Source organism: Pseudomonas sp. R-28-1W-6 (assembly GCF_009799925.1).
GTDB lineage: Bacteria > Pseudomonadota > Gammaproteobacteria > Pseudomonadales > Pseudomonadaceae > Aquipseudomonas.
Window position 1 is genome coordinate 13,423 of the sequence record NZ_WELK01000010.1, and the last position, 18,455, is coordinate 31,877.

At 67.7% G+C, this 18,455-nt stretch carries 18 protein-coding genes; 11 read left to right on the forward strand and 7 right to left on the reverse strand.

Features of this window, described 5'->3' with window-relative positions:
• Positions 1 to 228 precede the first annotated feature (228 nt).
• Together F3I62_RS16140 and F3I62_RS16145 are read right to left on the reverse strand one after the other, a co-directional pair.
• The gene (locus F3I62_RS16140; RefSeq protein WP_160490668.1) at positions 229 to 1,779 is read right to left on the reverse strand and encodes a methyl-accepting chemotaxis protein; all 1,551 of its coding nucleotides are present in this window, start codon (positions 1,777 to 1,779) and stop codon (positions 229 to 231) included.
• A gap of 404 nt (positions 1,780 to 2,183) precedes the next feature.
• On the reverse strand, positions 2,184 to 3,962 hold the full coding sequence (locus F3I62_RS16145; protein WP_160490669.1) for a PQQ-dependent methanol/ethanol family dehydrogenase: 1,779 nt from the start codon (positions 3,960 to 3,962) through the stop codon (positions 2,184 to 2,186).
• Positions 3,963 to 4,459: 497 nt separating this feature from the next.
• Here F3I62_RS16145 and F3I62_RS16150 point away from each other — a divergent pair, with 497 nt between their 5' ends.
• Both F3I62_RS16150 and F3I62_RS16155 read left to right on the forward strand, forming a co-directional pair.
• The gene (locus F3I62_RS16150) at positions 4,460 to 5,698 is read left to right on the forward strand and encodes an ABC transporter substrate-binding protein (protein ID WP_160490670.1); all 1,239 of its coding nucleotides are present in this window, start codon (positions 4,460 to 4,462) and stop codon (positions 5,696 to 5,698) included.
• Positions 5,699 to 6,153: 455 nt separating this feature from the next.
• Positions 6,154 to 6,564, forward strand: a complete 411-nt coding sequence (locus tag F3I62_RS16155) for a PaaI family thioesterase (protein ID WP_160490671.1) — start codon at positions 6,154 to 6,156, stop codon at positions 6,562 to 6,564.
• Between the two features lies 1 nt (position 6,565).
• Here F3I62_RS16155 and F3I62_RS16160 read toward each other — a convergent pair whose 3' ends face one another.
• The 5 genes from F3I62_RS16160 to F3I62_RS16180 all read right to left on the reverse strand — a co-directional run bounded on the left by F3I62_RS16160 (position 6,566) and on the right by F3I62_RS16180 (position 10,728).
• The gene (locus F3I62_RS16160) at positions 6,566 to 7,495 is read right to left on the reverse strand and encodes a quinoprotein relay system zinc metallohydrolase 1 (protein ID WP_160490672.1); all 930 of its coding nucleotides are present in this window, start codon (positions 7,493 to 7,495) and stop codon (positions 6,566 to 6,568) included.
• A 103-nt stretch (positions 7,496 to 7,598) separates the two neighbouring features.
• Positions 7,599 to 8,363: a quinoprotein dehydrogenase-associated SoxYZ-like carrier gene (locus tag F3I62_RS16165; RefSeq protein ID WP_160490673.1), complete on the reverse strand. Its 765-nt coding sequence runs from the start codon at positions 8,361 to 8,363 to the stop codon at positions 7,599 to 7,601.
• Positions 8,364 to 8,604: 241 nt separating this feature from the next.
• Positions 8,605 to 9,486, reverse strand: a complete 882-nt coding sequence (locus F3I62_RS16170) for an ABC transporter substrate-binding protein (protein WP_160490674.1) — start codon at positions 9,484 to 9,486, stop codon at positions 8,605 to 8,607.
• A 5-nt stretch (positions 9,487 to 9,491) separates the two neighbouring features.
• On the reverse strand, positions 9,492 to 9,926 hold the full coding sequence (gene pedF / locus F3I62_RS16175) for a cytochrome c-550 PedF (protein WP_160490675.1): 435 nt from the start codon (positions 9,924 to 9,926) through the stop codon (positions 9,492 to 9,494).
• Between the two features lie 364 nt (positions 9,927 to 10,290).
• Positions 10,291 to 10,728, reverse strand: coding sequence for a copper-binding protein (locus F3I62_RS16180; protein ID WP_160490676.1), 438 nt, complete (start codon positions 10,726 to 10,728; stop codon positions 10,291 to 10,293).
• A gap of 345 nt (positions 10,729 to 11,073) precedes the next feature.
• On the opposite strand from F3I62_RS16180, the gene F3I62_RS16185 reads away from it, so the two are divergent.
• The 9 genes from F3I62_RS16185 to F3I62_RS16225 all read left to right on the forward strand — a co-directional run bounded on the left by F3I62_RS16185 (position 11,074) and on the right by F3I62_RS16225 (position 18,234).
• A complete protein-coding gene (locus F3I62_RS16185) occupies positions 11,074 to 12,270 on the forward strand; it encodes an ABC transporter substrate-binding protein (RefSeq protein ID WP_160490677.1) in 1,197 nt (398 codons plus the stop codon).
• A complete protein-coding gene (locus F3I62_RS16190; RefSeq protein WP_160490678.1) occupies positions 12,267 to 12,536 on the forward strand; it encodes a hypothetical protein in 270 nt (89 codons plus the stop codon). Before F3I62_RS16185 ends, F3I62_RS16190 begins: the two co-directional genes overlap by 4 nt.
• A gap of 82 nt (positions 12,537 to 12,618) precedes the next feature.
• A complete protein-coding gene (locus F3I62_RS16195) occupies positions 12,619 to 13,587 on the forward strand; it encodes a YVTN family beta-propeller repeat protein (protein WP_160490679.1) in 969 nt (322 codons plus the stop codon).
• Positions 13,584 to 14,318, forward strand: coding sequence for an ABC transporter ATP-binding protein (locus tag F3I62_RS16200; protein ID WP_160490680.1), 735 nt, complete (start codon positions 13,584 to 13,586; stop codon positions 14,316 to 14,318). Before F3I62_RS16195 ends, F3I62_RS16200 begins: the two co-directional genes overlap by 4 nt.
• Entirely contained in the window at positions 14,318 to 15,115 is a 798-nt protein-coding gene (locus F3I62_RS16205) for an ABC transporter permease (protein WP_160490789.1), read from the forward strand. The genes F3I62_RS16200 and F3I62_RS16205 overlap by 1 nt, the downstream gene beginning before the upstream one ends.
• A 248-nt stretch (positions 15,116 to 15,363) precedes the next feature.
• Positions 15,364 to 15,921, forward strand: a complete 558-nt coding sequence (locus F3I62_RS16210; RefSeq protein ID WP_256667794.1) for a PQQ-dependent catabolism-associated CXXCW motif protein — start codon at positions 15,364 to 15,366, stop codon at positions 15,919 to 15,921.
• Between the two features lie 71 nt (positions 15,922 to 15,992).
• The gene (locus tag F3I62_RS16215; protein ID WP_160490681.1) at positions 15,993 to 16,655 is read left to right on the forward strand and encodes a response regulator transcription factor; all 663 of its coding nucleotides are present in this window, start codon (positions 15,993 to 15,995) and stop codon (positions 16,653 to 16,655) included.
• Complete coding sequence (locus F3I62_RS16220; RefSeq protein ID WP_160490682.1) at positions 16,655 to 17,500, forward strand: DMT family transporter; 846 nt, start codon at positions 16,655 to 16,657, stop codon at positions 17,498 to 17,500. The genes F3I62_RS16215 and F3I62_RS16220 overlap by 1 nt, the downstream gene beginning before the upstream one ends.
• Before the next feature lie 203 nt (positions 17,501 to 17,703).
• On the forward strand, positions 17,704 to 18,234 hold the full coding sequence (locus F3I62_RS16225) for a transposase (protein WP_160490683.1): 531 nt from the start codon (positions 17,704 to 17,706) through the stop codon (positions 18,232 to 18,234).
• Positions 18,235 to 18,455 lie beyond the last annotated feature (221 nt).

Genomic DNA, 18,455 nt, shown 5'->3' on the forward strand with positions numbered 1-18,455 from the left:
GACACCGAGCCACCCCAGAAGCATCGCGGCTGAAGCCGCTCCCACAGAAAGAAGGCGCCCGGCCTGAACGATGAAGCGACCTGCAACCCCCTCGTAGGAGGAGCCTCGGCCGCGAAAGCAGGCGACACCGAGCCACCCCAGAAGCATCGCGGCTGAAGCCGCTCCCACAGAAAGAAGGTGCCCGGCCTGAACGATGAAGCGACCTGCAACCCCTCCTACCATCCGCAGTCAGCGCCGCGCCGCCTCCGGCCGGTAGCCCAGGCGCAGCCCGCCCCAATGCCGCCCGCGAATGTGGATCGGCACCGACAGGTCGTGCATCTGCTCGCCGGTGTCGCGGGTGTAGGTCTGCAACAGCAGCGGCTGCTGGTGGCTGCCGCAGCGGCGGCCGGTGCGGTCGTTGAACAGGCGCTTGCTGCGGCAATGCAGGCGGTCATGCTGCGGGTCGCCGGTGGGCGCCTGGCTGAACGCCTGGTTGTGGGTCGGCACGTAGCCTTCCGGGGTGCAGGCAATGGCGAACACCAGGCCCTCGTGCTGGCTCAGCAGCGGTTCCTGGATGCCCGGCAGGACGCTGTCGGCATAGCGGTCGAAGGCCGTGGTGTAGCGCTGCGGGTCGCTGCCCGGCTGCGGCTTGTAGTGGCGGTCGAACAGCGCGCCTTCGCTGATCTGACCGCTGGCCAGGTCCGCCTCGAAGCGCTCGGCGATGCGCTGGGCGCCCTCGCGGGCCAGGTTGTAGACGCGCTGGTGGTAATCATCCAGGCCGACCTCGGCCAGCCGCTCGCTGATCGCCTCGGCCTGGCCCTCCAGGGCGCTGGCCGCCACGCTCAGGCGCTCGGTCTGCTCGTCGCTGGCGGCCAGGTCCTCGCGCAGTTGCTCGACGGCATGGAACAGCTCGTCCAGCGCCAGGCGGTTGTCGCGCGCGCCGCTGGCGATGGTCTGCATCTGCCCTTCCACGCCCACCGCCAGGCTGGCGATGCCATCCAGCTGCTCGCCGGCCTGCACCACCTGCTGCACGCCGCCCGCGAGATCGGCGGACAGCTGGCGGATCTGCTCGACGGCGGCCGAGGTGTCCTGCTGGATGTCGCGCACCATCAGGCCGACTTCCTCGGTGGCGCTGGCCGTGCGCGCGGCCAGGCCGCGCACCTCGTCGGCGACCACGGCAAAGCCGCGGCCGTGCTCGCCGGCACGCGCTGCCTCGATGGCGGCGTTGAGCGCCAGCAGGTTGGTCTGGCTGGCGATGGACTGGATCACCTGGGTGACCCGCTGGATTTCCTCGCTGCGCTGGTTGAGCCGCTCGATCAGCTCGCGGCTGGTGCTGGCGCGCTCGCTCAACTGGTGCATGCAGGCGATCGCCTGCTGCAGGCCGGCACGTCCGCTGTCGCTGTTCTGGCGTACCGTGCTGGAGGCCTGCAGGCCCTGCTGGCTGAGTTCGGCGGTGGCATTCTCGGTGACGATCATCTGCTCGGCGCTGCTGACAATGCGCGCGGCGGCATCCAGCATCGACTCCAGCTTCTGCGCCAGACGCTGCACGGCAAAGCTGACCCCGGCGGCGGACAGCGCATTGTGGCTGGTGGCCTGGGACAGGTCGCGGGTCAGCCCGGCCAGGTCGGCCTGCTCGGCCACCGGCTCGGCCTGCGGCGCGCGGCGCAGCAGCGGCAGCCAGAACAGCAGGCACAGCAGCCCGAGCGCCAGCCACAGCGGCCAGTCGAACCACGCCCCCAGCAGCACGGCGGCGCTCTGCAACAAGGGGATCAACCAGGGGCGAAACGACCGTGCATGCATACCTGACCTCGTACTGACTGCAGACTGGAAGGGGTCGCCGCACAGGCTTTGCGACACGACCCGACACTAGATGGCGAGACCCGCATTGGTGCACGGCAGCGGGCCGGGCACCATAGAACCTTGGTGGTAGAAGCCCGTCGGGCGGGTTGGCCATTGGGAGGGGATGCTCGCCATGCGGACGGCAACAGATAGCGCCAATCCCGCCGTAGGAGGGGCTTCAGCCGCGATAGGCCGGCAACACCGGGCCATCCAGGGCGTCGCGGCTGAAGCCGCTCCCACAAAAAAGCATCTCCCGAGCGTCCCACACGCCCACAACGCAAAAACCCGGAGTCGACACCGTCGGCTCCGGGTTGTGCTTCAGCGCTTCACCCTCCCCCTGGCGGGTTCGGGTCAACTGCTGCGGCTTACTTCTTGGCGACCAGGTCCTTGGGCAGCTTGAAGGTCCAGATCATGCCGCCCTGGTCGAGGTTCTTGATGCGCTTGGCCACTTCGCCACCCCACAGCGGCACCGCACCACCCCAGCCGGACAGCACGGTGACGTACTGCTCGCCGTCCATTTCCCAGGTGATCGGCGAGGCGATCACGCCGGAACCGGTGTTGAACTCATAGAGTTTCTTGCCGGTCTTGGCATCGAAGGCCATCAGGTAGCCTTCCGGGTTGCCGGTGAACACCAGGTTGCCCTTGGTCGCCAGCACCCCGCCCCACAGCGGCGCGTAGTTCTTGTAGCGCCAGACTTCCTTGCCGGTCTTCGGGTCGATGGCGCGCAGCACGCCGATGTAGTCCTCGTTCAGCGGCTTGATGGTGAAGCCGGCGCCCAGGTAGGCCGCGCCCTTCTTGTAGGACACGCCCTCGTTCCACATGTCCATGCCCCACTCGTTGGACGGCACGTAGAACAGCCCGGTGTCCTGACTGTAGGCCATCGGCATCCAGTTCTTGCCGCCGAGGAAGGACGGCGCGACGAACACCGAGCTGCCCTTCTTCGCGTCACCCGGCGCGCCCGGACGGTGGGCCTCGTCGTAGATCGGCCGGCCGGTCTTGTCCAGGCCCTTGGCCCAGGTGATCTTGTCGACGAACGGGAAGCCGCGGATGAAGTCGCCGTTGGTGCGGTCCAACACGTAGAAGAAGCCGTTACGGTCGGCGGTGGCCGCCGCCTTCACGGTCTTGCCGCCGGCCTGGTAGTCGAACGACACCAGTTCGTTGACGCCGTCGTAGTCCCAGCCGTCGTGCGGGGTGGTCTGGAAGTGCCACTTGATCGAGCCGTCTTCCGGGTTCAGCGCCAGGCGCGAGGAGGAGAACAGGTTGTCGCCCGGACGCAGGTGCGAGTTCCACGGCGACGGGTTGCCGGTGCCGAAGAACAGCGAGTCGGTGGTCGGGTCGTAGAAGCCGCCCAGCCACGGGGCCGCGCCGCCGGTCTTCCACAGGTCGCCCGGCCAGGTCTTGCCCGGCGCGCCGCCGGAGATGCCGTTCTCCACCGGCTTGCCGTCCTTGTAGACGTAGCCCATGTGGCCTTCCACGGTCGGCCGGGTCCACAGCAGCTCGCCGTTACTCGGGTTGTAGGCCTCGATCTTGCCGACCACGCCGAACTCGCCACCGGCCACGCCGGTGATCAGCATGCCCTTGGCGATCAGCGGCGCCGCGGAGATGGAGTAACCGGCCTTGTAGTCGGCCACAGTCTTCTTCCACACCACCTTGCCGGTGTCCTTGTTCAGGGCGACCAGCTTGGCGTCGAGGGTGCCGAAGATCACCAGGTCGCCGTACAGGGCCACACCGCGGTTGATCACGTCGCAGCACGGCATGATGCCGTCCGGCAGGCGAGCGTCGTACTGCCAGAGCTTCTTGCCGGTGCGCGCGTCGGCGGCGAACACCCGCGAGTAGGAGGCGGTGACGTACATCACGCCGTCCTTGATCAGCGGCTGGGCCTGCTGGCCGCGCTGCTTCTCGCCGCCGAAGGACAACGCCCAGACCGGCCGCAGTTCCTTGACGTTGTTGCTGTTCAAGGTATCCAGGGTGCTGTAGCGCTGGCCCTGCTGGTTGATGCCGTTGACCACCACCTGGTCGTTACGCTTGCCACTGGCGCTGATGTCTTCATCAGTCACGCCGGCCTGCGCCGTCAGGCTGGCCAGGGTGACCGCGGCAAACAGCGCCGTGCGGACGAAGGGTTGGGTGAGACCGTTGTGCTTCATTGCGGCTACCTCTGCGGGCTTGTTGTTGTGTCCGGGAAAGTTTCCCGGTCTGCGACGAATTCTTGGTTTGCCGCGCCTGCTCAACAATTGACCGCAGTGCCGAATTCCCTAGTTCCTTGGTAGCAATACCCGCCCCGCACAGCACACAGTTCCCCCTGTGGCAGCGGCTTCAACCGCGATCGGCCGGCAACCCCGATGCACCGCCAAAAGCATCGCGGCCAAGGCCCCTCCCACAAAGCCCCCACACCAATCCCCTGTAGGAGGGGCCTTGGCCGCGTCCCCAGGCAACCCCGCGCCACCCGCCAGAGCGTCGCGGCCGAAGCCGCTCCCACCCAAGCCCATCCCACGCGGCTCAGCGCACGCAGCCCGCCGCAAACAGACTCACTGCCACAAAAGCAGCCCCCAACCTAAGTCGCACGCCCATCGGCACAAGGGGGCATGGCCGCGCCGCCGCCGGCGCCGTACAACAGCCGCTCCTGCCCACAAGGAGTGCCGCCATGCACCGCCTGCTCACCGGCCTGCTGCTCGCCGGCCTGTTCACCCTGCCCGCCTACGCTGCCGACAGCGTGAAGATCGGCCTCAACTACCCGCGCACCGGCAACTACAAGGACGAAGGCCTGGAACTGCGGCGCGGCGCCCTGCTCGCCGTCGACGCCATCAACCGCGAAGGCGGCGTGCTCGGCCGCCCGCTGCAGCTGCTCAGCGAAAACACCGCCTCGCGCGCCGAACAGGCCCGCGACAACATTGACCGCTTCGCCAGCCAGGACGCGCGCATGGTGTTCGGCGGCGCCACCAGCGAAGAAGCCATCGCCGCCGGCCAGCGCGCCCGCGAGCGCGGCCTGCTGTACTTCGCCACCTTGAGCTACGCCAACGAAGTCACCGGCCAGGCCGGCCACCGCTACCTGTTCCGCGAATCCAACAGCGCCCTGATGAGCGCCCGCGTACTCGGCGAATACCTGTCCTGGCACATGCCGCGCCGCCGCTACCACTACGTGATCCTCGACGACGCCTGGGGCCGCAGCATGGAAAGCGCCCTGCGCCAGGCCACCGGCAGCACCGACCGCGCCCGCCACGGCCGCACCGCCCTGCCCACCGGCCTGGTGCGCCGCGAGCAATACCGCGACGCCCTGGCCAAGGCCGCCAAGAGCGAGGCCGACGTGCTGGTTCTGGTCCTGCTCGGGGAAAACCTGCAGCGCAGCATGCGCCTGGTGCACAACATGGGCCTGAAACAGCGCATGCAGGTGATCGTGCCCAACCTGACCAAGAGCGTGGTGCAACAGGCCGGCCCGCTGGTGATGGAAGACGTGATCGGCACCGAAGCCTGGACCTGGGACCTGCCCAAACAGGACAACAACCCCCAAGGCCAGGCCTTCGTCGAACGCTACATCGCCGAATACCAGGAGTACCCCGGCAGCACCACCGCCTCCGCCTACTCCATCGTCCGCCAGTGGGCCGACGCCGTGCAGCGCAGCAACAGCCTGGACAGCGAAATCCTGATCAAGGCCCTCGAAGACCACCGCTACAGCCTGCTCAAGGACCCGCAGCAATGGCGCGCCTTCGACCACCAGAACGTGCAGAGCATCCTCGCCGTGCGCGTGCGCAGCCGCGCCGCGGTGATGGCCGACCCGTTCAAGCAGGACTACTTCGAAATCATCCACCGCATGGCCGGCGAGCAGGCCGCCCCCAGCCTGGACGACTGGCAACAGGAGCGCGGCGACATCCTCACCCTGCAATAACCCCCGCCTCCCCGGCGCGGCCGCCCTGTAGGGTGCGCCGCGCGCACCACTCCCACACCGAGCCGCCCCGGTGCGCACGGCGCACCCTACGCAGAGCCAGAGCGCCTGGGTCCGGACAGGCTGCGGGCAACTGGCTAGCTGGGCGGCCAAGCGCACTGTTCTTTTGTGCGAAGGGGCTTGCCGCCGTTGCGGCCGCTTGATGCCCTGAACGCTGTTGCGCTGGTGCACACAGGCTCAAACAGAACAAGGGATTGGTAGACGGCAAGGGACGTTATCCGCCTCGTACAGCCCGCACGCGATATCAGGCGGGCTGCGCATTTCGGGATAGATCCCGCGACAGCCCCCTGAACGCAGCCGGCATCACGACTCCAGCAGCCAACGGCTAACATTGATTCAGGCTGAGACCGCTTCGTGGTTCGACTTGATTCAGGCGGCAAGCAACAAGGAGTGAGCGCATGAATGATCTTGAGAAATTGCAAAGCATCCTTGCCGCTAGCCCTAAACCGGCATGCGCAGCGCTACTTCCGTTTTCGATAATCGACGCTTCGGCTGAGCATGGCTTTGTAAAGGTCGAATTCGCACCACAACCGGCATTTGGCAACATGTTTGGCAATGTCCAAGGTGGCTTCGCCGTGGCAATGCTTGACCTACCCATTTCATTAGCGGGCTTCCTCAAGCTGCAGCAATGGCTGCCAACCATCGAAGTCAAAACCAGCTTCCTGGCTCCGCTTAAGCTAGGCACCTGCATCGGCGAGGCCACCATCATCCGCGCAGGAAAATCCATCGCCTTCGCTGAGGCGAGACTGTTGGGGCCTGATGGGCAACTGGCCGTTCACGCCACGGCAACCTTAGCGGTCAAACACTAGGCTAGCGGTCCACCCTGCCCAAGCCCTTCTGTTCATAGCGCGGATACAGGTGGCTGACGCTGCGGATCAGCTCGTAGCGGCTCAGGCTGACCCCGGCGAAGCGTTCGGGGATCGGCGTGCGCAGCAACTCGTTCATGTCCGCGCCCTGTGCCTCGCCGTCACGCAGGATCTGGTCGAGCCAGCCGAGGTAGTCGCGCATCTGCACGAAGGGTTGCTTGTCGGTGGCCAGCGGGCCGTGGCCGGGGACTATGACTTTCCAGGGCAGCGCTTCCAGGGTGGCGATATCCGCCAGCCAGATGTCCAGGCCGGGGCTGTTGGGGGTGGTCAGGGCGCGCTGGTAGAACACCAGGTCGCCGGCGAACAGCACGCCGGTGCTTTCGTCGAGGATGGCCAGGTCGGCGCCGGTGTGGCCGCTCAGGGCCAGCAGGCGCAGGCGGTGGCCGCCGACTTGCAGCGTTCCAGCTTCAACGGTCTGGTTGGGCAAGACCACTTCGGTGCCACGCATCCAGTCGCCGACCAGGCGGTACATGTTCTCCGCCATGGCGTTGCCCTGCTCTTCCAAGAGTTTTCGCGTACCGGCCAGGGCGGCGATGGGCACGTCGGCGAAGGCCTGGTTGCCCAGCACATGGTCCGGGTGGTGGTGGGTCAGCAGTAGCAGCTTGACCGGCTTGTTGCTGGTGGCGGCGATGGCCTGGCGCAGGGCTTCGCCGTAGCGCCTGGACGGGCCGCTGTCGATCACCACCACGCCGTCATCGGTCTCGATGAAGGCGATGTTGACGATGTTGGCGCCGTTGTCCTGGGCGAAGTTTTCGGTGCTGCCCTGCAGCAGCCAGGTGCCCGGGGCGATCTGCCTGGGCTGCAGCTGGTAGGCGAGTTCGGCGTGGGCGCAGGCGCTGCACAGCAGCGCGAGCAACAGCAGGAATGGGCGCATGGTCACCTCATGAAGCCGGTTTACGATCACGTAGGGTGCGCCGTGCGCACCAGAGACCTGTGCAGGGGTTGTGGTGCGCGCGGCCTAGGCGGCCCCACGCACCCTACGGGTTTGCAGTGGGCTGGAAGTCGGCCTGGAATTCGTTGCCGTTGTTGTCGTGCAGCCACAGCTGGGTGCTGGGGTGGCCGCGCACCTCCAGGGTCAGGGTCGGGTTCTCGCTGACCGCCGGGAACAGGTCGAAGCGCGCCAGCACCTCGCCGTTGCTGCCACGCAGCTCGGCGCGGTCGAGGTAGAACTCCGGCACGCCGCCGACCAGGCCGTTGTCCATGGGGTGCGACACCTGCAGGCGCAGGCGCTGGTTGTCGCCACGGGCGAAGCTGCCGCCAAGCACCTGGCCGAGGCGGTCTTCCCAGCCGGGCTGGGCGCGCACCACGCTGGGCGCGGTGCAGCCGCCGCCGGCGGCGTCGATCCAGGCGGAGCCGACATGCCACACGCCGTCCTCGCCGAGCAGCGCGGCGCGGATCGGCGTGGCCTGTTCGACGCGGATACGGATGGCCAGCAGCGGCACGATCTCGGCGCTGGGGTAGAGGGTGAACACCTGCGGGATGGGGTTGAGTTCGGCCCACAGCAGCATGCGGGTGAAGCGCCCGGGCAAGGCGCGGGCGTCGACTTCCACCGGCACCTGGCGCGAGTCTTCGGCGAACGGCGGCACGCTGACCTTGACCCGCTCATCGAAGACGAACGGCGCGCCGCCGAGCAGGCGGCTGTGGTGGTAATCCCACATCACCGAGGGCAGCGGATCACCCTCGACGGCCGCCGCCAGCAGCGGCAGGCCGGCCAGGCCGAGGAGCAGGGAACGTCTGTGCATCGTGCCTCCGATCAATCCATTGGCTGTGGGGGTACGGGGTTGCATGGTTTTCTGTAGGAGGGGCCTTGGCCGCGACCAGAGCCCACACCGAGTTGCCGGTAATTCGCGGCTAAAGCCGCTCCCACACAAGCACTAACACCCCACGGCGCTGCTTTTCTGTGGGAGCGGCTTCAGCCGCGATCAGGACCACCACGGAGCGACCCGCCGTTCGCGGCCAAGGCCCCTCCCACAGCACAAGCGTTCACTCCACGTCCTGGTACAGGCCGGGCAGTTCGTAGCGCAGACCGTAGCGGGCGTAGAGCTTGGCCATCTCGCCGCCGCGGATCATTTCGTCGAGCTGCTGATCCACCGCATTGGCCAGCTGGCGGTTGCTTTCATGCACGGCCATGCCGATGTCCCAGCTCGGTTGGCCGAGGTTGGGGTAGGTGTTGTCGGCGTTGCGCAGTTGCGGGTCGACGGTTTCATGCTGCAGCCAGTCGAGTTCGCCGCGCAGGGCCATCACCGCGTCGACCTTGCCGCCGCGCATGGCCTCGAAGGCCTCGCGGGTGTTGGCGTAATGTTCGGTCATGCCGCTGAGGCGGCCGCCGAGCACCGAGGTCAGGTAGAAGGACGGCACGCTGTCCACCTCGACGCCGACCTTGTGGTACTGGAACAGGCCGATGGTGTCGAGCTGCGGCAGCCGGCGGGTGTCGTGCACCACCTGCCAGCGCTCGCGCTGGTAGGGGCCGAACATCACCACCTGCTCGTTGGCCAGCTCGCCGACGTCGTTGCGCCGGTTGGAGAACTCGCGGTCGTAGGGCACCCGCAGCATCAGGTCGGCCATCACGCCGGGGCGCATGTAGTGGCCCTTCCAGATGAAGTTGCGCAGGTCGTCGTCGAGCTTCTCGCCAGGCGTGACCCACAGCAGCTCCAGCTGCAGGCCCTGCCCCTTGGCCAGGGCCTGCGCCAGGTCGACGTCCACGCCATGGGCCTTGCCGCCCTGCAGGAAACTGTAGGGCGGGAAGTTCTCGTACACGGCGACCTTGAGCACGCCCGAATCGAGCATGTCGTCAAAGCTGCGTACCTGAGCCTGGGCCTGCGAACAGAGCAGGGCCAGGCCACACAGCAAAGCGAGCAGGCGCATGGCGGTTACTCTTCGACTTTGAGGCTTTCCAGGTAGGTACGGATGGCCCACAGGCCTTCCTGGCTGATGAACTCGGCCATCTTCGGCATGTACACCGCGCCATCGCGCACGGCACCGTTGATCACCCGCTCCTTGAACCACTCGTCACCCTCGATGCCGGCATCCAGGTAGCGCAGGTCCGGGGCGATGCCGCCGGAGATGGCTTCCAGGCCGTGGCAGCGGGCGCAGTTCTGGGTGTAGGCCGAGGTGCCGATTTCCACCGCCAGCTTGTGGTTGGCGTAGGGCTCGCGGTAGGGGTTCTCGTCAACCCATTCCTTGCCCAGGGGCTCCAGGCCTTCGGTATTGACCGCCTGCGGGGTGACATCGCCGTGGGCCAGGGCGAAGGCGGAGACGCTCAGGCCAGCCCAGGTGATCAGGACGCGGAATGCGTTGTTGTTCATGACTTCCAACCTCTTCGAGTTGCTGTGCAAGGCAGGCGCCCGAGGCGAGCGCCGTGAGGTCATGGTAGGAACGCCCGGGTCGGCGAAGAATGCTGCTTAGGTGGCCATCGCCTACTCCCTTGGTAGTAGCGCGGGAGACGGCCACCCGCGGTTCTTTTGCCTTACGCCGGGCCAGCGCGGTGCGGCGCGGCCTGCAGCACGAGGGCGGACGCGGTCGGCACAAGGGAGTAGGAAGCAGCAGGCCTGCGGGCTGAGCGCGCAGGCTTGGGCGCGAGCAGGGTGCGCATGGTCCCTGCGGGGGTTGGCATGCCCGCGCGGCCCGCTGCACGCATCGCGCAGCAGGACCCGGACGGGGCTGCGCCGCTTACTTGACGATGAACCAGCCCTGCATGCCCTTGCCTTCCAGGCCCTTGGCGTAGAAGCGGAACTTGCCCGGCTTGATCGGCACGAAGAAGATCTCCGCCTCGCCGGCGTCCTCGAACTCCAGCTCGTTGAGGGTCGTTGCCTTGATCTCCACGCCGCCGGCCTCGACCTTGCGCAGGTAGATGCTGCCGGCGAATTCCGGCGCCTGCACGGCGTATTCCTTCTGCCCGCTGGAGATCACCTTGAGCTGGTAGGCCTTGCCGGTTTCCAGCTGGTACTCGGTCTGGCTCATGCTGTAGTCGCTGGCTTCCGAGCCCAGCACCAGATCGGCCAGGGGCTGGGTGCGACGGGTCAGGTCGCCGGCGGCGAAGACCCTGTCGAAGCCGATCAGGCTGGTGATCAGCAGGAGGTTGAGCAGCAGGGCTTTGAATGGGGTCACGGCGCACCTCATCTTAGAACCTGTCTCGGATCTCTTGATCGTCGGCCATGCTGCGTTGAAATTGGGCTCTGACTGCTCATTTACACCTCGTAAACTCCGCGTCCTCGCCCAATTTCGCCTTGCCTGGCTCTAGCTCAAAAGATCCCAAACAGGTTCTTGTTGTTATTGGGGTTCGACACGCGCGGCGCCCTACCCGGGGCAATCACCAGCGCGTGGCGCCATGCTAGTGGCGGCGCGCCCGCGGCCCTCTACTACCTTGGTACGGCCTGACTGGTACTTTCTGCATATTTCCCGGGCGGCGGGGGCTTCCTATGCTGGCGCAAACCCCAGCAGGACGTCCCAGCCATGCCGTTCTATGCCGCCTACTCGCTGCTCTACCTGCTCGCCCTGGCCTGCGCCAGCCTGCTGGCCACCGACCTGCACGCCGCCGAGGGCGAGCTGCAGGTACGCATCGGCTACCTGGAATACCAGCCGCCGCGCGGGCCGCTGCTGTCCAACGTCATCCCCGAGCCGACCGATGCCGGCCTGCGCGGCGCCGAGCTGGCGATCACCGACAGCAACAGCACCGGGCGTTTCCTCAAGCAGCAGTTCAGCCTTGAGGCCGTGCAGGCGCCCAGCGTCGAGCAACTGCTCGACGCCGCCCGCCAGCAGCACGCCGCCGGCATCCGCCTGTTCGTGGTCAACGCTCCGGCCGCCAGCCTGCGCGCCATCAGCCAGGCACTGCCGGACAGCCTGCTGTTCAACGCCGGCAGCGCCGACGACGCGCTGCGCACCGACAACTGCCCGAGCAACGTGCTGCACAGCCTGCCCAGCCGCGCCATGCTCGCCGACGCCCTGGCCCAGTTCCTCGCCGTGCGCCGCTGGAGCCGCTGGCTGCTGATCGTCGGCCAGACCGAGGACGACCAGGCCTACGCCGCCGCCCTGCGCCGCGCGGCCAAGCGCTTCGGCCTGCAGATAGTCGCCGAGAAGCTCTGGACCTTCGACAACGACCAGCGCCGCAGCGCCAGCGCCGAGATGCCGCTGTTCACCCAGACCGCCGAGTACGACGTGGTGCTGGTGGCCGACGAACGCGGCGACTTCGGCGAGTACCTGCCCTACAACACCTGGTACCCGCGCCCGGTGGCCGGCACCCAGGGCCTGACCCCGGTGGGCTGGCACAAGACCGTGGAAACCTTCGGCGCCGCCCAGCTGCAGAAGCGCTTCGAGGCCCTGGCCGGGCGCTGGATGAACAGCCGCGACTTCGCCGCCTGGATGGCCGTGCGCAGCATCGCCGCCGGGGTCAGCAAGCTGCGCCACGGCGCCCCGGCCGCCCTGCGCCAGCTGGCCCTGAGCGGCGAGCTGCCGCTGGATGGTTTCAAGGGCCGCAAGCTCAGCTACCGGCCGTGGGACGGCCAGCTGCGCCAGCCGATCGAACTGGTGCAGCCGCGCGCGCTGATCAGCAGCTCGCCGCAGGAAGGCTTCCTGCATCCACACAACGAAATGGACAGCCTCGGCTACGACCAGGCGGAAAGCCGCTGCCGCCTGGCCGGAGTCGCACCGTGAAACTGCTGCTGGCCGCCCTGCTGCCGGCCGTGCTCGGCGGCGGCGTGGCGTTCAGCGTGCCGCCGACCGATCCGGCCCTGCGCAGCGCCCTGCTCCTCGGCAGCCAGCGCGTGCCCTGCCTGTACGCCCGGCTGGCCGCCGAGCGCGGCGAGAACACCCGCGAACGCCTCAGCGAATGCGCCAGCCAGTGGCACGACCGCCAGGCCGCGCAGCTGCTGGCCAGGCAGGACGCCGCCGAACTCGCTGGTGCGCCCGGCGTACCCTAAACCCAACCCCAGGCCGCACCGTGAACCCCTAGGGTGCGCCGTGCGCACCAACCCATAACCATTACAAGAAAGGACCACCGCCATGCACCGCACCCTGCTCGCTAGCCTGTTCACCGCGCCGCTGCTGCTCGCCAGCCAGGTGCAGGCCGCCACCGCCTACGTGTCCAACGAGAAGGACGACAGCATCAGCGTGATCGACCTGGACAGCATGAGCGTCACCGCCACCCTGCCGGTCGGCCAGCGCCCGCGCGGCCTGGCCCTGTCCCATGACCGCAGCCTGCTGTACATCTGCGCCAGCGACTCGGACACCGTGCAGGTGATGGACCTGGCGAGCCGGCAGATCATCAAGAACCTGCCCTCCGGCGCCGACCCCGAGCAGTTCGCCCTGCACCCCAACGACCAGTGGCTGTACATCTCCAACGAGGACGATGCCCTGGTCACCGTGGTCGACACCCAGAGCAGCCAGGTGCTCGGCCAGATCGACGTCGGCGTCGAGCCCGAGGGCATGGCCGTCAGCCCGGACGGCAAGTGGGCGGTCAACACCAGCGAAACCACCAACATGCTGCACTGGATCGACACCGCCACCCAGCAGCTGGTCGATAACACCCTGGTCGACCAGCGCCCGCGCCATGTCGAGTTCAGCGACGACGGCAAGCGCCTGTGGGCCTCGGCCGAGATCGGCGGCACGGTGACGGTGATCGACGTCGCCAGCCGCCAGCCGCTCAAGGTGCTGACGTTCAAGATCAAGGGCGTGCACCCGGACAAGGTGCAGCCGGTCGGGGTCAAGCTCAGCCCGGACGGCAAGTACGCCTTCGTCGCCCTCGGCCCGGCCAACCATGTGGCGGTGGTCGACGCCCGAAGCTACGAGGTGCTCGACTACCTGCTGGTCGGCAAGCGCGTCTGGCACCTGGAATTCACCCCGGACCACAAGCAGCTGCTGACCACCAACGGTATCAGCGGCGATGTCTCGGTGATCGACGTGGACAGCCTCGAGGTGGTCAAGTCGATCAAGGTCGGCCGCTACCCCTGGGGCGTGGTGGTGACCCCGTGAACAGCCTTGAAGTGGACGCCCTGGGCTTCGCCTATGGCCAGCGCCAGGCCCTGCGCGAGGTCAGCTTCGCCTGCCCGGCCGGGCAGTTCAGCGCCCTGCTCGGCCCCAACGGCGCCGGCAAGTCGACCCTGATCGCCCTGCTCACCTGCCTCTACCGCCTGCAGCAGGGCCAGGTCCGCGTCGGCGGCCACGACCTGCGCCAGCAGCCGCGCCAGGCCCTGGCCCGGCTCGGCGTGGTGTTCCAGCAGAGCACCCTGGACCTCGATCTGAGCGTGCAGCAGAACCTGCACTACCACGCCGCCCTGCACGGCATGCCGCGTGCCCTGGCCAGCCAGCGCATCGACGAGGAACTGCAGCGCCAGCAGCTCGGCGAGCGCCGCGACGACAAGGTGCGCCTGCTCAACGGCGGCCATCGGCGGCGGGTGGAAATCGCCCGCGCCCTGCTCCATCGGCCGCGCCTGCTGCTGCTCGACGAGGCCAGCGTAGGCCTCGACCCGGCCAGCCGCCTGGCGCTCAACCAGCACGTGCGCCAGCTGTGCCGCGACGAGGGCCTGGCGGTGCTGTGGACCACCCACCTGCTGGACGAGGTACAGGGCGGCGACGAGTTGCTGATCCTCAACCGCGGCCGGCTGATCGCCCAGGGCCGCGCCGACCAACTCAGCGCCGAACATGGCCGGGGCAGCCTGGCCGAAGCCTTCAGCCGCCTAACCGCCAGCGAGGTGGCGTCATGATCACCGCCTACTGGGCCTGCCTGCGCGGCGTGGTGCTGCGCGAATGGCTGCGTTTCATCCAACAAAGATCGCGCTTTCTCAGCGCCCTGGTGCGCCCGCTGCTGTGGCTCTTGGTGTTCGCCGCCGGCTTTCGCGCCGCGCTGGGCATCTCGATCATCGAGCCGTACGACACCTACGTCACCTACGAGACCTACATAGTCCCCGGCCTGGCCTGCATGATCCTGCTGTTCAACGGCATGCAGGGCTCGCTGTCGATGGTTTACGACCGCGAGATGGGCAGCATGCGCGTGCTGCTCACCAGCCCGCTGCCGCGCGCCTTCCTGCTGGCGGCCAAGCTGCTGGCCACGGCGCTGGTATCGCTGCTGCAGGTCTACGCCTTCCTCGCCATCGCCTGGCTGTACGGCGTGCAGCCGCCGGCCCTGGGCCTGCTCGCCGCACTGCCGGCGCTGCTGCTGGCGGCGCTGCTGCTCAGCGCCCTGGGCCTGCTGCTGTCCAACGGCATCCGCCAGCTGGAGAACTTCGCCGGGGTGATGAACTTCGTCATCTTCCCGCTGTTCTTCCTCTCCTCGGCGCTCTACCCGCTGTGGAAAATGCGCGAGGCCAGCGAGTGGCTGTACTGGCTGTGCGCGGTCAATCCGTTCAGCCACGCCGTGGAGCTGGTGCGCTACGCCCTCTACGAGCGCTTCAACCTGCTGGCGGCGGCCATCTGCCTGGGCCTGACCCTGTTCTGCGCGCTGCTCGCGGTGCTCACCTTCAACCCTCAGCACGCCGCCCTGCGCCGCAGCCCCGGGGGCTGATGGGTTGGCAGTGCCGGGCCTGTGGTGGTGCGCGCGGCGCAGCCTACGGCTGGCCTGCCCTGCCTGGCACCGCGGCCTACCCAACACGCGATGCATAGGGTGCGCCGTGCGCACCAGGGGCCCCCGCGCCAGAGCCCGCCCAGCAGCAAAGCAGTACTTTGGTAGCGGTTTTCCTGTCCAACGTAGCATTCCCAGCCACCCAGCCCTATGGCTCTAATGGCTTAATAAAATCGACCCGGGAGCCAGCCATGCGGAAGTCGATCACCCGCTCCATGCACCACCTGGTGCTTGTCCTTTGCCTGCTGCCCGGCCTCGCCGCGGCGGCCGAACCAGCGCTGTTCACGGCCGACGGCTACCGCCAGAGCCAGTACCGCAGCCCCACGCCCGCACACGCCGAGGGCGCCACCACCCTGGACACCGCCGGCCTGCAGCGCCTGCTGCGCGAACAGCCGCAGACCTCGCTGGTCGACGTGTTCCGCGCGCAGTGGCTGAACCAGCGTTTCATCGCCGACCAGCCGCCCCACGCCAACCTGCCCGGCAGCCTGTGGCTGGCCAACACCGGCGACGGCGAGCTGGCGCCGCTGTGGCAGAACTATCTCGAGCAGCACCTGGCGCGCCTCGAGCGGCAGCACCCAGGCCGCGCCTTGGTGTTCTACTGCAAATCCGACTGCTGGCTGTCGTGGAACGCGATCAAGCGGGCTCGCGCGCTGGGCTACCAACGGCTCTACTGGTACCGTGACGGTATCGATGCCTGGCAACAGGCCGGCCTGCCGCTGCACCCCGCCGAGCCCGCGCCACTGCCCTGAAACTACTGCCAGCGCTGTGCCGACTGCACCTTGCGTGACTGCCACACCATATAAAAAGAGGGCTAAAGGCCATGTACAAGATCCTGATTGCGGATGACCACCCGCTGTTTCGCGAAGCCATCCACAACGTCATCCGCGATGGCTTCCCGGATAGCGAGATCATGGAAACCGCCGACCTCGACAGCGCCCTGGAACTGACCCAGGTGCACGACGACCTCGACCTGATCCTGCTCGACCTGAACATGCCCGGCATGCACGGCCTGGGCGGCCTGATCAACCTGCGCAACGAGGCGCCGACCATCCCGGTGGTGATCGTCTCGGCCGAGCAGGACAAGCAGATCGTGCTGCAGGCCATCACCTACGGCGCGGTCGGCTTCATCACCAAGTCCTCGCCACGCGCACAGATGACCGAGGCCATCGAGCAGATCCTCAACGGCAACGTCTACCTGCCCTCGGACATCATCCGCACGCAGAAGAGCAGCACCCGCCGTGCCCACAGCGAGCCGAGCATCCCGCCGGAGCTGCTGCAGGCGCTGACCCGCAAGCAGCTGCTGGTGCTGGAACGGATGACCAAGGGCGAGTCAAACAAGCAGATCGCCTACAACCTCGACATCGCCGAAACCACGGTCAAGGCCCATGTCTCGGCGATCCTGCGCAAGCTCAACGTGCATAACCGGGTGCAGGCCATCCTCAGCGCCGGTGACATCGACTTCGCCGCCTACCTGCGCCGCTGATGCTGCGCGTCGCCCTGCTCACGGCGCTGGCCATGCTGGCCTTCGCCGGCAACTCGCTGCTGTGCCGCGCCGCCCTGCGCGACGGCGGCATCGATGCCAGCAGCTTCACCGCCCTGCGCCTGGGCTCCGGAGCCTTGGTGCTGTGCCTGCTGGTGCTGCTGCGCGGCCAGGGCCGCCTGCAGGGTGACTGGCGCTCGGCGCTGGCGCTGTTCGGCTACGCCGCCGGCTTCTCCTTCGCCTACATCGAGCTGGATGCCGGCAGCGGCGCGCTGCTGCTGTTCGGCGCGGTGCAGGCCAGCATGCTCGGCTATGGCTGGCTGCACGGCGAACGCCTGCGGCCGCTGCAAAGCCTGGGCCTGGCCAGTGCCGTCGGCGGCCTGCTGCTGTTGCTGCTGCCCGGCGCCAGCGCCCCGCCGCTGCACGCCGCCTTGCTGATGCTACTGGCCGGCATCGCCTGGGCCATCTACTCGCTGCTCGGCCGCGGCAACCGCGACCCGCTGGCGGCCACCGCCGGCAACTTCCTGCGCAGCCTGCCGGCGCTGCTGCCGCTGGCTTTTCTGTACCGGGAGCAATTGCAATGGGACAGTCTCGGCGCACTCTATGCGGTGCTCTCCGGCGCCCTCGCCTCGGGCATCGGCTACGCCATCTGGTACGCCGCCCTGCCCCACCTGCGCGCCCTGCAGGCGGCCAGCGTGCAGCTCAGCGTACCGATCATCGCCGCCGTCGCCGGCAGCCTGCTGCTCGGTGAGCAGCTCAGCCTGCGGCTGATGGTGGCGGCAGTGGCGGTGCTCGGCGGGATTGCCCTGATCCTGCAGGTCAAGGCCAAGGGCAGAGCACAGGTTTAACGGAAAGATTGGCGTCGTCTGCGGTGCGCGCGGCGCACCCTACAGGTCTGTGCGCGCCATCAACATTTACGGTGTTGGCGGGGCACACTGCGCGTCCTGGGCTAGGGTGAAACGCACGAGCACTTCGTAGGGTGCGCCGTGCGCACTACAAGCCACGCACAGGCATCGCGCCACACCGCATCAACCACCGCGAGGGACAAGGAATGTCCAACTACCGCCGGGCCAAGGATGGCCGCTTGTATTTTTTCACCCTGAGCACCGAACAGCGCCGTCCACTGCTCACCCAACCCGAGTTACGCACTGCCCTGCGCGCCGCGATCGAGCAGGCGCGCCAACGCTACCCCTTCACCATCCATGCCTGGGTGCTGCTGCCGGAGCATCTGCATTGCATCTGGGGCTTGCCTGCCGAGGATGGCGACTATGGCCGGCGCTGGTCGCTGATCAAGCGCCAGACCAGCCAGAGCCTGCAATGGCCGGCGAGCGTCAACCTGAGCCGCCACCTGCGCCGGGAAAACGCGCTGTGGCAGCGGCGCTTCTGGGAACACCAGATCCGCGATCAGGACGACTACCAGCGGCACCTGGACTATCTGCACTGGAATCCGGTCAAGCATGGCCTGGTGCAGCAGGTTGGCGACTGGCCCTGGTCGAGCTTCCATCGCCTGGTACGCGATGGGGTGTACCCGGCCGATTGGGGTGGGCGCCTGGGCGATGAGGGTGGCGGGTTCGGCGAATAACCGGTGCCGCCGTGGGCCTGTTGGTACGCACGGAGCACCCTACGGGCAAGCGCCATAACCGACCTCAGGCGCCGCATCCGGGACCCATGGTCTGTGGGTGCGCCATGTGCCTCACCAACATTCGCGGTGCCGGCGGTGCGCACGGCGCACCCTACGGGAGAGCTGCTATGCCTACCGCGCAACCGACATCCGGCTCCGCTGCCGTAGGGTGCGCCGTGCGC

Bases quoted from the DNA above. Each gene is read 5' to 3' on its own strand.
- F3I62_RS16160 (WP_160490672.1), bottom strand. From the start codon at position 7,495: ATGCGCCCATTCCTGCTGTTGCTCGCGCTGCTGTGCAGCGCCTGCGCC.
- F3I62_RS16195 (WP_160490679.1), top strand. From the start codon at position 12,619: ATGCACCGCACCCTGCTCGCTAGCCTGTTCACCGCGCCGCTGCTGCTC.
- F3I62_RS16155 (WP_160490671.1), top strand. From the start codon at position 6,154: ATGAATGATCTTGAGAAATTGCAAAGCATCCTTGCCGCTAGCCCTAAA.
- F3I62_RS16145 (WP_160490669.1), bottom strand. From the start codon at position 3,962: ATGAAGCACAACGGTCTCACCCAACCCTTCGTCCGCACGGCGCTGTTT.
- F3I62_RS16185 (WP_160490677.1), top strand. From the start codon at position 11,074: ATGCCGTTCTATGCCGCCTACTCGCTGCTCTACCTGCTCGCCCTGGCC.
- F3I62_RS16150 (WP_160490670.1), top strand. From the start codon at position 4,460: ATGCACCGCCTGCTCACCGGCCTGCTGCTCGCCGGCCTGTTCACCCTG.
- F3I62_RS16170 (WP_160490674.1), bottom strand. From the start codon at position 9,486: ATGCGCCTGCTCGCTTTGCTGTGTGGCCTGGCCCTGCTCTGTTCGCAG.
- F3I62_RS16140 (WP_160490668.1), bottom strand. From the start codon at position 1,779: ATGCATGCACGGTCGTTTCGCCCCTGGTTGATCCCCTTGTTGCAGAGC.
- F3I62_RS16165 (WP_160490673.1), bottom strand. From the start codon at position 8,363: ATGCACAGACGTTCCCTGCTCCTCGGCCTGGCCGGCCTGCCGCTGCTG.
- pedF (WP_160490675.1), bottom strand. From the start codon at position 9,926: ATGAACAACAACGCATTCCGCGTCCTGATCACCTGGGCTGGCCTGAGC.
- F3I62_RS16210 (WP_256667794.1), top strand. From the start codon at position 15,364: ATGCGGAAGTCGATCACCCGCTCCATGCACCACCTGGTGCTTGTCCTT.
- F3I62_RS16215 (WP_160490681.1), top strand. From the start codon at position 15,993: ATGTACAAGATCCTGATTGCGGATGACCACCCGCTGTTTCGCGAAGCC.
- F3I62_RS16220 (WP_160490682.1), top strand. From the start codon at position 16,655: ATGCTGCGCGTCGCCCTGCTCACGGCGCTGGCCATGCTGGCCTTCGCC.
- F3I62_RS16225 (WP_160490683.1), top strand. From the start codon at position 17,704: ATGTCCAACTACCGCCGGGCCAAGGATGGCCGCTTGTATTTTTTCACC.